Origin of the sequence: uncultured Shewanella sp. (genome assembly GCF_947491715.1) — a bacterium.
GTDB lineage: Bacteria > Pseudomonadota > Gammaproteobacteria > Enterobacterales > Shewanellaceae > Shewanella.
This window is the reverse complement of sequence record NZ_CANLKR010000018.1, coordinates 21,783-36,232: the sequence shown is the minus strand read 5'-3', so window position 1 is coordinate 36,232 and position 14,450 is coordinate 21,783. Positions and strand designations below refer to the sequence as shown.

The following is a 14,450-nucleotide window of genomic DNA, read 5'->3' as shown; positions in this document are numbered from 1 at the left end:
AGAATGATAATTCTAGGATTGTTTTAAATTAATATTAGTAATAATTAATTTAAATTCAGATTGTTAAGATATTTTTTTCAGTGGTTATTCTGTCAGGTTATTGTATTGTTTTCTTTTTTATGACGATTCCTTTACCCATGAGAGGGGGATTGTCCATGTAAATTTATTGTTGTGTTCTTTTTTTTGTCACCCAACTCTGTGACAATTATTTCACGCCCAATGTAAAAATGGGTGACAAAATAATAAAAGAAGTAGGGTTGATAATAATGAAATTTAAAACAAAAAGAAGCATTGCTTCACTCGCCGTGGCTGCGGTGTTGCCAACTTTGGTACAGGCTGAGATCGTCATTAGCGAATATGTAGAGGGGAGCAGTTATAATAAAGCCATTGAGCTTTATAATACTGGTGAAATAACTACAGATTTAACGGGTTATAGCATCGTTCGTTATAAAGATGGTGCAACGGATCCTAGTGATGCTATTTCCCTTGATGGGCAGACAATAGCCGCAGGTGCAATCAAGGTGATTGCTCATGGTAGCGCTGATTTAGGGTTAGCCGAAAATGTCGATACCATGACCGCGAGCATTAATTTTAATGGCGGTGATGCCGTTGCCCTGCTCAATGGAGACACTGTTATCGATATTGTGGGCAGTGTTCCCACGCCTTCGAGTTGGGGGAAAGATGTTACATTGCAACGTAATCAAGATGCTTTAAGTGCCAGCGCTGCCTTTATTGAGGGTCAATGGAGCAGCTTAGCCAAGGACACTTTTTCAGGCTTAGGGACAGTCGGTGATACCGATATAGACGAACCCATTGAAGATCCTTTTACCTGTGAAGGTACCACGCTTACTCCGATTTATACTGTGCAAGGTGCTGGAGACTCAAGTCCACTGATTGAAGAAGGGCGTTATGAGTCAACTGAAGAAGTGACCATTAAGGGTGTGGTTACTGCTCGCGGTGAAAGTTTATTTAAAGGCTTTTATTTGCAAGAGGTTGAAGGTGATGGCCTGAGTGATACTTCAGATGGTATTTTTGTATATTTGAATGAAGCTGCGCCGGAAACGATTCAGCCGGGTGTGGAAGTTTGCGTACAAGGCTTAGTGAAAGAATATTATGGCCTGACCCAAATTGACATTAAAGAAGATAAAAAAATGGAGGTGGGTGAACAAGGAGACATCCTTGCTGCAACGGCTTTTTATGTCTCTGAAGGCGAAAGTTTAGACATAGCATTAGAACGTTTTGAAGGCATGAATGTCAAACTGGATTTGGCAAGTGAAATGAAGGTGACGCGAAACTTCAGTTTCGATTACGATTCCTATCGTAATAATATGGTATTGTCACATAAAGCCCCTTTAATGAAACCGACACAAGTGTATCCTGCTCTGTCTGAAGAGGCCACTTTGTTAGCTGAAACAAACAGTAAAAATCAACTCATAATCGAATCTGATTTTAAAGCTGCTGATGGCGTGGTGCCTTATTTTGATAACTTTAATGCTGAAACGGGTTATATCCGTATTGGTGATCAGCTGGTGAATTTAGAAGGGGTGGTCAGTTACAGCTACAACCAATATCGTCTCGTAGCTACCAATACTCTTGTTGAAACCGATTTTATTCATTTTGATGATAGGTCGGAGACACCAGCGGCTGCAACACTAGGTGACATTCGTGTTGCAAGCTTTAATGTATTAAATTTCTTTACTCATGCCATTAGTGGGGATGCGAATCCTACAGGCAGTAATCGCGGTGCCGAATCAGAAGAAGAGATGATTTTACAGCGCACTAAAATCGTGAATGCGCTGATCGCCATGAATGCCGATATTGTCGGTTTAATGGAAATTGAAAATAATGGCTTTGGTGAAAACAGCGCCATTCAAAATTTATTAACGGCATTAAACAGCGAACTGGATGAAGACGATCAGTATCAGTTTATTGAAATTGCTGATAGTGATAAACATGAAGGCAAGTATTTGGGCTCTGATGCCATTGCTGTCGGGCTGTTATACCGCAGCGCAAATGTGACACCAGAGGGGCAAGCTTTTGTGATTGAAACCCCAGAGCAACACGCAGCAGCTGGGGTTGTCAGTCGTGGTGAAGGGGATGCGGCAGAAGACAATCCTGCATACGATAAGTATCAGCGCCACAGTTTAGGGCAAACTTTCTTGGTTAAAGATGAGCCACTCACCGTCGTTGTCAATCATTTAAAATCAAAAGGTTCAGCTTGTTTAGAGGATTGGATTGCCGGTGAAGATGAGGAAGACCCGGCAGATTTACAAGGTCGCTGTAATGAATTTCGTGTCTCTGCTGCAACGGTTATCGGTGAGGCATTAAAACCCATTGAAGGTGATATTCTGGTTATTGGTGATATGAATGCCTATGGCTTAGAAGATCCCATTCGCGTGTTAACGGATTTTGATGCGAACACATCAAGTCATGACATTTATACGGCATCGAATACCACATTAGCAGGCGAAGTGTTTGACGCTGATAAACGTAAAATTGAGCAAGGTTATGGCTTTATTAACCTAAATACTCAAGCTCATGGTGCGTCGACTTACTCTTATACTTACAGTGGAGAGCTGGGTAATCTGGATCACGCCTTAGGTAATGCCAGTGTGGCTGAGCGTATGGTGGCGATTGAGGATTGGCATATAAACTCGGTTGAGTCGACCATGTTTGAGTATTCGAGCGAATATACTGGTGCGCTGGTAAAATCTGACAATGCTTTTTCGGCATCGGATCATGATCCTGTGATTATTGCATTAGCCTATGAAGAGGATGAAGTCGAGCCGGACCCAACACCTGAACCAGCGCCTTCAATTATCGAACAGATCATTGAGCGTATTATTCAGTTTTTCTCGCGCTGGAGCTTTTGGCGATAGCGAATGTAATAGTTCAAAATGGGTAATAGTGTGAGATAAAATACCTATGATTATAGGAAAGGGGGCTTATCGCTCCCTTTTTTTGTGGTTAAAATTCATCCAGATGAGGGATGAGAAAATATTTTTTATTAGTGTATTATTCTTAATCAACTAGTTGTTTTATTTTGCGTTTTATTTTATTTAACTTTAAGGCATCATTTGTCGCCTTTAAAAATATTTTATTTTACCTTTTTTTAACAGTTAAAGTCTGTGACAATCCCGTCCACGCCCAACACACAATGGGCGACTAAATGATAAAACTGGGGTTGAAACAAAAATGCATAACACAAAAATAACCATTATTTCGGCGGCAGTTGCCGCTATGTTACCAACGTTGGCACAGGCTGATGTTTTTATCAGTGAGTATGTTGAAGGGAGCGCTAATAATAAAGCCATTGAGCTTTATAATTCCGGTGAAGTGGCGGTTGATTTATCAACATATAGCCTAGTTCGCTATAAAGATGGTGCGACAGATGCAAGCGCAATGGTGACGCTTGAGGGAGAGATTGCCCCTGGAGCGGTAAAAGTGGTTGCGCATCCAAGTGCGGACTTAGGACTCGATGCATCTGTTGATGTGTTAGAGGGAGGTTTAAGTTTTAATGGCGGTGATTCCGTTGCGCTATTAAATGGCGATACACCTGTGGATGTGGTGGGTGCTGTACCCGCTGCAAATGATTGGGGTAAAGATGTCACCTTAGCGCGCAGCAGTGATGTCACCAGTGGCAGCGTGGCCTTTCAAGAGAGTCAGTGGACCGCATTAGATAAAGATACCTTTTCAGGATTAGGGTCTTTTGCTGGCGCAGCTGGCGGTGATACGCCCATTGAAACCCCTGTAGAAGAAGTGCCTTTCGTTTGTGAGGGACAGACTTTAACACCGATTTATACAGTACAAGGCTCAGGCGCTTATAGTCCTCTTATTGTTAAAGGTGACAATGAGGTTTTAGATGAAGGGCAATTTGAATCCGCCTCTGAAGTGACGGTAAAAGGCATTGTGACTGCTCGCGGCGAAAGTCTAAACAAAGGTTTTTATCTGCAAGATGCAATTGGTGATGGTATTGATGAAACCTCTGACGGTATTTTTGTTTATCTAGGTGAAGCAGCTCCAGAGACTATTAAACCAGGCGTTGAAGTTTGTGTACAAGGCTTAGTCAAAGAATATCATGGCATGACGCAAATTGATATTAAAGATGAGCAAAAAATGGAAGTGGGCGAGCAAGGTGATGTACTTGCAGCTACCAGTTTTTATGTCAATGAAGGTGATAGCTTAGAAGCGGCCCTAGAGCGCTTTGAAGGCATGAAGATTAAGCTTGAAGCGACTAGTGAATTATTGGTGAGTCGTAGCTTTAGTCGCGATTATGATGAGGGCCGTAACAATATGGTGCTGTCACATAAAGCGCCCTTAATGAAGCCGACACAAGTTTATGCCCCATTATCTGAAGAGGCTATTGCGTTAGTTGAGGCGAATAGCCAAAATCAATTGTTCGTGGAGTCAGATTATAAAGCGGAAAGTGGTGTTGTACCTTATTTTAGTGAGTTTAACGCCGAGACGGGTTACATTCGTGTGGGTGATACCATCGCCGATGTAGAAGGTATGGTGGGCTATGGCTCTAATAGCTCTAATAGCTCTAATAGCCCTAATAAATATCGTTTAGTGGTGACCAATGCACTGGAAGAAACTAATTTTATTCATAATAACGATAGACTTGAGACCCCAGAGGCGGCGTCATTAGGCGATATTCGTGTTGCCAGCTTTAATGTACTCAATTTCTTTACCGATGCCATTGGCGGTGATGCTAATCCATCTGATAGCAATCGTGGCGCTACTGGTGTGGCTGAAATGCTTCTTCAGCGCACGAAAATTGTGAATGCCATTTTGGCCATGAATGCCGATATTGTCGGTTTAATGGAAATTGAAAATAATGGCTTTGGTGAAAACAGCGCGATTCAAAATTTATTAACGGCGTTGAATGCTGGACTTGAAAAAGAACAGGCTTATCAGTTTATTGAAATTACCGACGCGGATAAATATGAAGGTGAATATTTAGGATCGGATGCCATTGCGGTGGGAATGTTATATCGTCCAAGCTCAGTGACGCCAGCGGGTGATGCCTTTGTGATTGAAACGCCTGAGCAGCATGTTGAGGCTAATATTCTTAGCCGTATAGGTGCTGAGGGAGAACCTGATAATCCTGCTTATGATAAATATCAACGTCATAGTCTAGCTCAAACTTTTACTATTAATGATGAAAGTTTAACGGTTGTTGTGAATCATTTAAAATCGAAGGGCTCGGCTTGCTTAGAAGATTGGTTAGTGGAAGAAGAAAATGCTGATCCTGCGGATTTACAAGGGCGTTGTAATGAGTTTCGTGTCTCTGCGGCGACCGTTATTGGGGATGCCTTAAGTGATGTGGAAGGGGATATTCTGGTTATTGGTGATTTGAATGCTTACGGCATGGAAGATCCTGTTCGAGTATTAACCGACTATGATGCAGAAACCTCAGACAATGCGATTTTTACCGCATCTCACACCACATTAGGCGGTGAGCCTTTTGATGTCGAAGCTCGCGAGATAAAACAAGGCTACGGTTTTATCAATTTGAATACTCAAGCTCATGGCAGCGCGACTTATTCATACACTTATAATGGCGAGCTGGGTAATCTTGATCACGCCTTAGGGAATGCGAGTGTTGCTGAGCGTATGGTCGCTATTGAAGATTGGCATATCAACTCTGTGGAGTCGAATCTGTTTGAATATTCAAGCAAGTATACTGGAAAATTAGAGAAATCTCATAATGCCTTTTCAGCATCAGATCACGATCCTGTGATTATCGCGCTAGACTATTCAGCAGAAGAGCCTGAAATTGAGCCAGATACTGGCACTAAACCGACGAGTGACGGTGGTTCGCTGGGCTTCTTAGGTTTAGGTTTATTATCGCTATTTGGACTTTCACGTCGTAAGCGTTAAGACACACTATTTTATTTAAGATAGACGGAGGGAGCCTTAGGCTCCCTTTTTTGTTGAGTTGGACCGGCATGACTTTTTTGCGTTATTTACTCAGGTTGGTATCAAATATTTTCATGGTAATGTTCCTTTTTAACCTTGTTTGTGTCTTTATTTTTTACAACAATCTTCAATGGGTAATAGCTGCTCATGCTTTAGGGCATTTTTATATTCATCAATAAGTGAAGCATAGCGTGGCATTTTTGCTAAATTTTGGTTTTCTGATGGATCTAGGTGAAGATCAAAAAAGAGGTCATCGTAATGTGAACAATGAACATATTTGTAATCATTATCTTTGATCACAGTGCTTCTGTTGAAATGGGCTTTGTCTATAGAATCGAAGTTTTCAAAACAAATTTTTGTTCTGTATTTATGATTGTTTTTACTTTCTACCATTAGATTAGAGAAAGACTGACCTTGGACATTTTTGGGAATGGAAATACCTAATAATGTTAATATTGTGGGCATTAAGTCAATCGAACTGGTATAAGGTTCGGTAAATATTTTTGGGGAGCGTTTTTTAATAGATTTAGGTAGCTTAAAAATTAGAGGCACATGAAAAGATGAGTCAAAATATCCCCCTTTTTCGTAAAGCCAGTTCTTTCCTAATAATTCGCCGTGGTCACTGGTGAAAATGAACATAGTGTCGTCAAATAGGTTTTTATCTTTAAGGCAATCGATGAGTCGGCCTATATGAAGGTCTAATTCAGAGATAAGCCCATAATATTCTGCTTGATCTGATGTGAATTTAGCTAAAAGTTGTTTTTCGATTGTTCTGGGATGAAGACCATGAAATTGTTGACCATAGACGTTTTGAAAGAGGGCGTGATGTAATGGATGCATCGAAATAAAGTCTTCTAATCTTGTTGAAGGCTTTTTAATAACAAGATCTTTATAGCTGTTTGAGAAGGGATTAGGTGCAACAAATGGTGGGTGAGGTCGAAAATAAGCCAAATGTAAAAAACCGAACGATTGATGATTATTAATGAAATTGATCGCCTGATCTGTTAGAAAAGCGGTGTCACTGTTTAATGAATCGTATGGTAATATTGGTAACTTATAAATATCCATTGCCTTTTTGGGAACAGATATATTTTGTTTTCTCAAGAACTTCATCCAACTTTGCAACCCGACTTCGTGCAAATTCATATAAGTTTGGACATTGAATCCAGACATTATGTCTTCGCTCTGTTGAGATAAAGTCGAATATGTTGTATCTGTGTAACCAAATAGAGATGACGGGATCTGGTGTTTTTTCAGCTCTAATGCTAGGTTCGTTTCACTTTGCAACGGCCGACTTTTGTGGAAAGAGCCATGAGTGCTAGGGTACTGTCCCGTAAAAAGGCTGGTTCTGGCTGGTCCACAGGGAGATCCTGCACTGTAATGATTCAAAAACACGAATGACTCACGAATTAAATTATCTAAATTCGGTGTATTTATTTGGTTGTTGCCCAGAGCGGCAATAGTGTCTGCACGCATTTGATCGACGCAGATTAGGATTACATTCATGTTCAAGGCATTTTTGTTTTTAAGTAGTCTTGTAGTCGCATTTTTACTTGATTCCATTCATCCGTAATTATACTGTAAATGATGCTGTGTCTTGTTCTCTCATTTCTGAGAATCATATGATTTCGAAGTGTTCCTTCTCGAGTTGCTCCTATTCTTTCTATCGCCTTTTGAGAAGCAAAGTTTTTTGAATCTGTAGAAAATTCAACCCTATGGACTTTCATCGATTCGAATGCAAGGGTCAACAATAATAGTTTCGTTTCTGTATTAACATAGGTTTTTTGCCAAGAAGCTGCAATAAATGTATATCCGACTTCGACTTTTTTATGTGCGGAATTGATATTCATTAGCCGTGAAGATCCCACGACGATATTGCTTTCTTTGTCTACAATTGCGTAAACCAAAGCCGTATTATCGGCATGTTCAATTTGAGCCTTGTCGATAAAGTCAGCGACTTCTTCCTCGTTTGGAACCATGGTCTCTGTTATTTGCCATAATTTACCGTCTTTAATTGCTTCAATGAGTGACTGCCTGTGGCAATGTGACAGCAATTCTAAACGTACTTTTTCCCCTTCCAAAAATTGTTTTGGCACTCGTTCTAACATATGCTAAATCGCTCCTTTTTGCATTAATAAGGAGTTCAGGTGCTGTAATTGTTCGCTAAAGACTTTAGATTTATATAAATCACTGATTGAGATATCTACTTCAAACTCTCGGTATATAAACTGTTTTAACTTTACTATATCCAGTGAGTTTGCCGCTAGTGTAAAAAAAGAGGTATCTTGCTGTGGCTCTGCGCCGACTAATTCCATCCACAAATGTTTAAGCTTGTATTCTGTACTGTTTTTTAAGCTTTCAGGTAAGCGTGTCATTTTCATTCAACCTTATGTTTTAAATTGCTAAGTTTGACTTAAGTGTTACTATCGTGTGTGAGTCTAGCGATTGGAATTATAGGCTTCTTAGCATAGAAACACCGTTCCAAAGAATACCGTTTTCGTTTTCACCGAGTTTTTCGGTCATCAACCATAAATTGCTGAATACGCCTAACTCTGGTGCGACGAAGTGATTATCATTAACATGGATAAGCTCAACTTGTTTATGTTCTCCGAAAAGATTTGGTTGAACGGATGAAACTTTTACGTTTCCTTCAGTGCCTTTCCAGTTGATTTCAAAGGTTCTAAACGAGTCAGAAAATTGTTTAAAAAAGCAGTCTGTTATACTGAAATTCTGTTTATCTAGACGTCGAGCTCCTTCGTGACTGATAATTTCTCCTTCAATCTGCGTTAAACAATAATTCCAAAGTTCATTAAATAAGACGCCTGCCGAATGGTAATTTGCCGTGACTATCAGGGCGGACTTCGTTTCAGGAAGGATTCGAACTAATACATGTTGCCGGATCCCGTCTCCGCTGAATCCAAATGAACCATCAGCATAAGCCAGCCAGCCATAACCTAATCCACGCATGCCAGGCCACGGCCCTGAAAGTTGGTTGACAGAACGCTGCATAGCGTCAATGTGCTTTTTTGCCAAAATGCGTTGACCATTTGGCCCCACGCCACCATTTAAGTGTACTTGTGCAATAGTCATCAGCTCTCTGGCGCTAAAAGACAAGAGCCCGCCGTCGGCTGGAGTAAACTCTTTTGGTTCAAAAGAGGCATATGTTCCTTGACAGTTTTTATTAAGACATTCACCAAAGTAGGGGCTAGTTTCTTCGTGTACTTTTGGTGCAATTTCCAATGGAATCAATATTCGTTCGTTTAAGTCTTCTATCCAACTCTTATTTCGAATTTTTTCAATTAGTAATGCTAATAAAACATAACCAACATTGCTGTATGAAGAATGTGTAGAAGGTGCAGAAACAAAAAGCTCCTGATCAGAATATTGGCAAACGGCCTCTATAATGTTTGTGGTTGTGAGCTTGTTATCTTGATAAAGAAAATTGGCTACTAATCCAGAACCATGCAGCAATAATTGATTGGTCGTAACGCTTAATAAATAATTCGATCGTGAACTTTGTAATTGAGGGATATAGGTGACGATAGGTTGTTCCAAATCAATCAGTTTGTCTTCCACTAACATCATAATTTGAGTTGCAGTGAGAACTTTTATCAAACAACCAATTCTAAACTGAGTATCAAAGTCATACTCGCCCTCATTAAGTGAAATGTTTCCAGCGTGAGCGAATTCTTTATGATCATTTTGAATGAAAATAGCTGAGGCACCAGGCAATTCAAATTCTTTTAGTGATTGGTTAAGTGTGTGTTGTAGAGTTGAGTTTGTCATTTTCGTTTAGGCCTAGAAATAAGATGAGAAATTAAGGTTGCAAAAAACTTTTATGCCACTGATCACCAATTAGCGAGATGACCTCTCGTATATGCATTCTATCTTGCCTAAATGTAAGAAATTCGAAATGAATAGGTCGTATAAGGTAACCGCCCCACATGGGGGGTTTTGGAACCTCAACTGTTTCGAATTCCTTTGAGTACTTTGCTAAATTATTTGTAAGAGATACACTATGAGATAAAGGTTGGCTTTGATTCGATGCCCATGTTGTTAATTGGGCTGAGCGAGAGCGAGATAACCAATATTGCTGTGATTGTTCAGTGTTTACTTTTGAAACTTTTCCTTTGATACGAATTTGCGTTTCAATATGCTCCCACCATACCGTTAAACCAATTTTGTTGTTTTGGGAAATTGATTTTCCTTTATTTGACTCATAATCCGTACAGAATATAAACCCTTCTGCTGTCACCTCTTTTAAATCAACAAATCTGGAATCAGGAAAGCCGTCACTGTCCAGCGTTGAAATACAAATCGCTCCTTTTTGTTGTAAGGTACTTTCAGCTCGAGCCGTTTGATATAGCGCCTGAAATTTCTCTATTGGGTTGATTTTCATTATTATCCTGTTCACTTCGACATTTTTCATAGAATATTTTTGGCCTATAGAGTATTCATCAATAGGCCTGTTGAACTGATCTTTGATATGGTTTTAGTCAAAAATCTTTTGTGAAAGCTCTTCTTTAGTGATTTCGTTGAAATCGTTTAATCTTTCTAAAAATAACTCATTGAGATTTTCATCGGCTTTCTCTTCGATGAGTTTTGCTGTGTAACCCACATGGAGTAATTCATCTTTGAGCAAAGAGCGGGAAATCGTGGACATTCGTTCTTGGTTTTCCTCAGGGCAAAACTTTTCTAACGCTTTTCTTTGCAGCATATGGTGCATAGCGGTTCTTATTTCAGCGATATTCATTTGAATGTAGTCGTCAATAGAAGGTTTGCGGGCATATTCTGAATTTTCGACAATTTTAGGTTCTTGAGTTAAGGCATAATGTGGTGACAATTTTTCTTCTAACTCTGCACGGAAGTCAGGCTCTATCGCATCAGGAAAGGTGTAATCCAACATCTTTAAATACATAGTGGAATGGCGAGATTCATCAACGGCATGGCGTTTAACCAGCTCTTTTTCTTTTTCATTATCGCAGCATGCCGCCATCGACCAAAGTCTGGTGGCTCCATCACCTTCTCGTTCAGAGTTAGTCACTAGGGATGTTGCAAACCATTGCTCATCCTTTGAGGCTTCTCTAAATGCATCACCATAACTCTTTTTGTCGAATTCTGGTTTTAGCCTATGTACAGCATACTCCACGGCGGCAAGATATTTAGGGTAGTCATTAAGGTCTCCATTATGAGATAAAGAAAGGTGAGCTACATTGACGAATTGGTCATATTCCGTCTTTGCTTCTATTAGGGTGTCTACATTCATTTTCTTTCCTTGGTTTGTATTGAATTGATGGTGCAATTAATTATTGTGCTAAGCACAAACAGTTTTGGCTTGATCATTATTTGCTTTGATAATTGATGCGGTATTTGCCGAGGCTTTTCCGATACAAATTTTGGACATTCGAGCTTGATGCTCTTTATATTTTTTCTTCCATGCGACGGGATCCCGTTGATAGATCTTCTGATTGTAATCATCTAGAAATGCTTCGACGATTCGCTCTAGCGTGGCACCATCTATGTCGGTTAGTTTTAGCGTCGATTGGGCTGTATCAATATAAAGAGAACCCTCATAAGAAATGGAGCCATTTTGCAATGAAACTTCAAAAAGCTCAGAGCCAGGCAAAGCTTGAGCAATGAAAACGTTGATAGAATTAAATGGCAATTTTTCTACATACTTAAAGCCTTTCTCTATTTCTTCTATTGTTTCTCCTGGCATGCCAACGACTAATGTTCCATGCATTAATATTTCTCTTTTTTGCAGGTAGTCCATTAAAATGGGCACTCTTTGTAACTTCACTGGTTTGCGATGCTTTTCTTTAAGGGTATCGGCGTTGCCACTGTCTAAGGATAAGGTTATTTGGTAGAGACCTGAACGTATCATCGCATCTAGCACTTGTTCATCTAAGGTGTTGAGCATAATTCCATTGGGTGTACACCATTTGATGTTGAGTTTTTCTAATTCGTTAAATAAAGCGATTGAGCGTTTTTTATCAAAAGTTAAGTTGTCATCTGCAAACTGTATTTCATCGATACCGTACTTTTTTTGGTAGTATTTGATTTCTTCGATAACATTTTCAACGCTTCTTCCGCGATAGGCTTTATTGAAGTTAGTACTTGAACAAAATGTACATCCAATTGGGCAGCCCCTAGACGTATATATCTGCATAACGCGATTACCCCTAGGATAGGGTGAAAATGGGACATTGTGATGGAAGTACTTTTCAAGTGGTAGTTTGTGATATGCTGGAAAAGGAAGATCATCTAAATCTTGGATTTGTTCATACTGAGGATTAATAAATAGTTCATCTTCACTCCAGCCAACTAACCCATCTGAATGCACATTTACTCGTCCTTGCTGCAGATCTTTGATTAATTCAATGAGGCGAAACTCGCCTTCTCCTCGAATGACAAAGTCGATAATGGGCTTTTCATTATAATAGCCTGCATCTTTAATAAATCGTTCTGGGTATATTGAGGCGTGCATTCCTCCAGCTACCACTATTTTCTCACTTGCGACTTGCTTGACAATTTTTGCGTATTGATAGAGGTTGTCGATATCCGATGAATAAATCATTGAAAAACAGATAATATCATGTTCGCTATTTTTGATACGCGCAGCGAACTCTGTTTCAGTAATACCAAGTCTATAGATTTTTGGTGCGATAAGCGTTTCAGTGTTATAGCCTTCGACGATACAATCCAAAATATCAACTTTATGATTAAACTTCAGTAGATTAGCAGCTATATAGCATAAGCCAAGAGGAGGTATCAGACGTTTCACTGCGCCTTCGTACATACACATTGGGGGCAATACAAGTAAAACACTGAGTGCTTTGTTAGATTTTGAACCTAGAGATTGATACTTAGGTGCCTTTCTCGAGCATGGGGTGCTGGATGTTTCATCTTTTGTTCCTAAGTACTCTCGAAGTGCACTTTTTTGAGGGATATTTTTCTCCAGAGCCGTTTGTTTTAATACTCTTACCGGAATAACCTCTGTACCTTTATTATGCATTGACTTTTCCCTCTTGTTCTAAACTTGTTACGACTGTTTTGAATGGAGATATTCGTATATTAATGTTGAAACCGAATCTGCTACGTTAGAAGGAGATTGGCAGGCTTCGACAACTCGCCAATGATGCTTGTGACTCCATACTTGAAGTTGATTTCTAATTTTATTTTGATGGTGAATAAAGCTCTCGCTTGAAAGGCTTGAGTTCATACCGCATTCGTAAGCGTTGAGGTCAATCTTTGTTGCTGTTGACTTACGTTGGTAGGCTATTTCAGGCGACAGATCTAAACATATGGTTAGATCTGCTTTTGGTAGTAGTTCAATAGCGTTTTCAACGAAACTCTCAGGTAGGCCATAGGCTATTTCTGATGCGGCGTGTTTCATCCAGTAACTGTCTATGAAAGTGATTGTAGGAGAAGCAGGATCATAGTCTTCAAGCACGCTATATATTGTCCAGAGAATGAAAAGGAATCGTGAGGGGCCTTTCATTTCACTGACACATTCTTTTAGTTCTTTCAAGGGAGAGTGAATAAATCGACTTTGAGAAAAGTTTGATGTGTTTAATATATCCCAACGGTCAACTGTTTCTAACTTTCGCCCAGTTTTCAACACTTCCTCTTTAATGACTTTTGATACCGTGCTTTTCCCAGTGCCATCTGGGCCTGTGAGTGCTACTAGCATTTCTCCTCCGTTGGAAACTTGAGATCAATTGCTGTTTCATAAGGGGAAAAATAGGTACCTTTTAAACCTTTACTTAAAATTTGCTTGGTGTCCTGATTTAAGAAAGTTGAAACAGAGCAAATGACAGATTCGACTCCTAGGTGAACTAATCGCATTGCTGAATCGACTTTACCTTGCATTCCATTGGTGACATCTAATTTTTGAGATTCAAATATAGAATGACAAATTGCTTCATAATCTGTCGGAGTGATTCTTTTATATATTTGATTCTTTGATGCGTCATATACTCCGTCGATATCAGAAACAAAAATACTTCGCCCAGATGGATACATAGTCGCAATCAGTTCAGGAACTCGATCGCTGCCAAATATCATTTGCCCTTTCTCTAAGTCAAAGGCGACTCCTCCTGTTAATAAAGGAATGTGGTTTAATTTAAAGCAATTTGTAATTGGATCATCAAATACTCGCTCTATTTGTCCATTTCGACTCACAAATAGAGAGTTGGATTGAAATGGACTAAAATCGACTGACTCTTCATAACCCACCTCCATAAACTCCTGTACTAATTGATATAAAGAAAGAGTTAACCTAGAAAACTGCTGGAGATTGGAATGACTGTCTGTATTCGCTAAATTGTACTGATGAACAGAAGGGTGCCCAAAAGAGCCTCCCCCCAAAATCAATACTATGGGTCTTGTTGATTGCTGTTTAAGCTTTTTGATTTTTTTTATTAAACGACGACAGGTTTCTTTTTCTAGGGTATAGGGCTTTTGCCTATCCGTGATGACACTGCCGCCCAATTTAATGATTAAAGGATTATTTAGCATCATTGAGT

Annotated in this window: 11 protein-coding genes; 2 read left to right on the top strand and 9 right to left on the bottom strand. The window is 39.6% G+C overall.

The genetic code is table 11. The features are described 5' to 3' along the window. The first annotated feature begins 266 nt into the window (after positions 1 to 266). Both exeM (Q0779_RS13150) and exeM (Q0779_RS13145) read left to right on the top strand, forming a co-directional pair. Positions 267 to 2,879, top strand: a complete 2,613-nt coding sequence (gene exeM / locus Q0779_RS13150) for an extracellular exonuclease ExeM (RefSeq protein ID WP_298773197.1) — start codon at positions 267 to 269, stop codon at positions 2,877 to 2,879. Positions 2,880 to 3,195: 316 nt separating this feature from the next. After that, positions 3,196 to 5,883, top strand: a complete 2,688-nt coding sequence (gene exeM / locus Q0779_RS13145; RefSeq protein ID WP_298773195.1) for an extracellular exonuclease ExeM — start codon at positions 3,196 to 3,198, stop codon at positions 5,881 to 5,883. 147 nt (positions 5,884 to 6,030) lie between these two features. Here the strand turns inward: exeM (Q0779_RS13145) and Q0779_RS13140 are convergent, their stop codons facing one another. From Q0779_RS13140 to Q0779_RS13100, 9 genes are all read right to left on the bottom strand, one after another. After that, positions 6,031 to 7,485 carry a sulfatase-like hydrolase/transferase gene (locus Q0779_RS13140; protein ID WP_298773193.1) on the bottom strand — a complete coding sequence of 485 codons (1,455 nt, stop codon included), beginning with the start codon at positions 7,483 to 7,485 and terminating at the stop codon, positions 6,031 to 6,033. Further along, positions 7,431 to 8,030 (bottom strand): GNAT family protein, encoded by a 600-nt coding sequence (locus Q0779_RS13135; protein WP_298773192.1) that lies wholly within the window; start codon positions 8,028 to 8,030, stop codon positions 7,431 to 7,433. The genes Q0779_RS13140 and Q0779_RS13135 overlap by 55 nt, the downstream gene beginning before the upstream one ends. A 3-nt stretch (positions 8,031 to 8,033) precedes the next feature. After that, positions 8,034 to 8,297: an acyl carrier protein gene (locus Q0779_RS13130; protein WP_298773191.1), complete on the bottom strand. Its 264-nt coding sequence runs from the start codon at positions 8,295 to 8,297 to the stop codon at positions 8,034 to 8,036. Between the two features lie 76 nt (positions 8,298 to 8,373). After that, positions 8,374 to 9,708, bottom strand: coding sequence for a serine hydrolase (locus Q0779_RS13125; RefSeq protein ID WP_298773189.1), 1,335 nt, complete (start codon positions 9,706 to 9,708; stop codon positions 8,374 to 8,376). Positions 9,709 to 9,739: 31 nt separating this feature from the next. After that, the gene (gene pdxH, locus Q0779_RS13120; RefSeq protein ID WP_298773187.1) at positions 9,740 to 10,351 is read right to left on the bottom strand and encodes a pyridoxamine 5'-phosphate oxidase; all 612 of its coding nucleotides are present in this window, start codon (positions 10,349 to 10,351) and stop codon (positions 9,740 to 9,742) included. A gap of 63 nt (positions 10,352 to 10,414) precedes the next feature. After that, positions 10,415 to 11,188: a hypothetical protein gene (locus Q0779_RS13115; protein ID WP_298773186.1), complete on the bottom strand. Its 774-nt coding sequence runs from the start codon at positions 11,186 to 11,188 to the stop codon at positions 10,415 to 10,417. A gap of 48 nt (positions 11,189 to 11,236) precedes the next feature. After that, positions 11,237 to 12,937, bottom strand: coding sequence for an Sden_1168 family B12-binding radical SAM P-methyltransferase (locus Q0779_RS13110; RefSeq protein ID WP_298773185.1), 1,701 nt, complete (start codon positions 12,935 to 12,937; stop codon positions 11,237 to 11,239). Between the two features lie 27 nt (positions 12,938 to 12,964). Continuing rightward, positions 12,965 to 13,615: a hypothetical protein gene (locus tag Q0779_RS13105; protein ID WP_298773184.1), complete on the bottom strand. Its 651-nt coding sequence runs from the start codon at positions 13,613 to 13,615 to the stop codon at positions 12,965 to 12,967. Next, positions 13,609 to 14,445, bottom strand: coding sequence for an isopentenyl phosphate kinase (locus Q0779_RS13100; RefSeq protein WP_298773183.1), 837 nt, complete (start codon positions 14,443 to 14,445; stop codon positions 13,609 to 13,611). Before Q0779_RS13100 ends, Q0779_RS13105 begins: the two co-directional genes overlap by 7 nt. Positions 14,446 to 14,450 lie beyond the last annotated feature (5 nt).

Excerpts from the sequence above, each read along its gene's own strand:
- Q0779_RS13130 (WP_298773191.1), bottom strand. The coding sequence starts at position 8,297 with ATGACACGCTTACCTGAAAGCTTAAAAAACAGTACAGAATACAAGCTT.
- Q0779_RS13140 (WP_298773193.1), bottom strand. The coding sequence starts at position 7,485 with ATGGAATCAAGTAAAAATGCGACTACAAGACTACTTAAAAACAAAAAT.
- Q0779_RS13125 (WP_298773189.1), bottom strand. The coding sequence starts at position 9,708 with ATGACAAACTCAACTCTACAACACACACTTAACCAATCACTAAAAGAA.
- Q0779_RS13105 (WP_298773184.1), bottom strand. The coding sequence starts at position 13,615 with ATGCTAGTAGCACTCACAGGCCCAGATGGCACTGGGAAAAGCACGGTA.
- Q0779_RS13115 (WP_298773186.1), bottom strand. The coding sequence starts at position 11,188 with ATGAATGTAGACACCCTAATAGAAGCAAAGACGGAATATGACCAATTC.
- Q0779_RS13110 (WP_298773185.1), bottom strand. The coding sequence starts at position 12,937 with ATGCATAATAAAGGTACAGAGGTTATTCCGGTAAGAGTATTAAAACAA.
- pdxH (WP_298773187.1), bottom strand. The coding sequence starts at position 10,351 with ATGAAAAATGTCGAAGTGAACAGGATAATAATGAAAATCAACCCAATA.
- Q0779_RS13135 (WP_298773192.1), bottom strand. The coding sequence starts at position 8,030 with ATGTTAGAACGAGTGCCAAAACAATTTTTGGAAGGGGAAAAAGTACGT.
- Q0779_RS13100 (WP_298773183.1), bottom strand. The coding sequence starts at position 14,445 with ATGATGCTAAATAATCCTTTAATCATTAAATTGGGCGGCAGTGTCATC.
- exeM (WP_298773197.1), top strand. The coding sequence starts at position 267 with ATGAAATTTAAAACAAAAAGAAGCATTGCTTCACTCGCCGTGGCTGCG.
- exeM (WP_298773195.1), top strand. The coding sequence starts at position 3,196 with ATGCATAACACAAAAATAACCATTATTTCGGCGGCAGTTGCCGCTATG.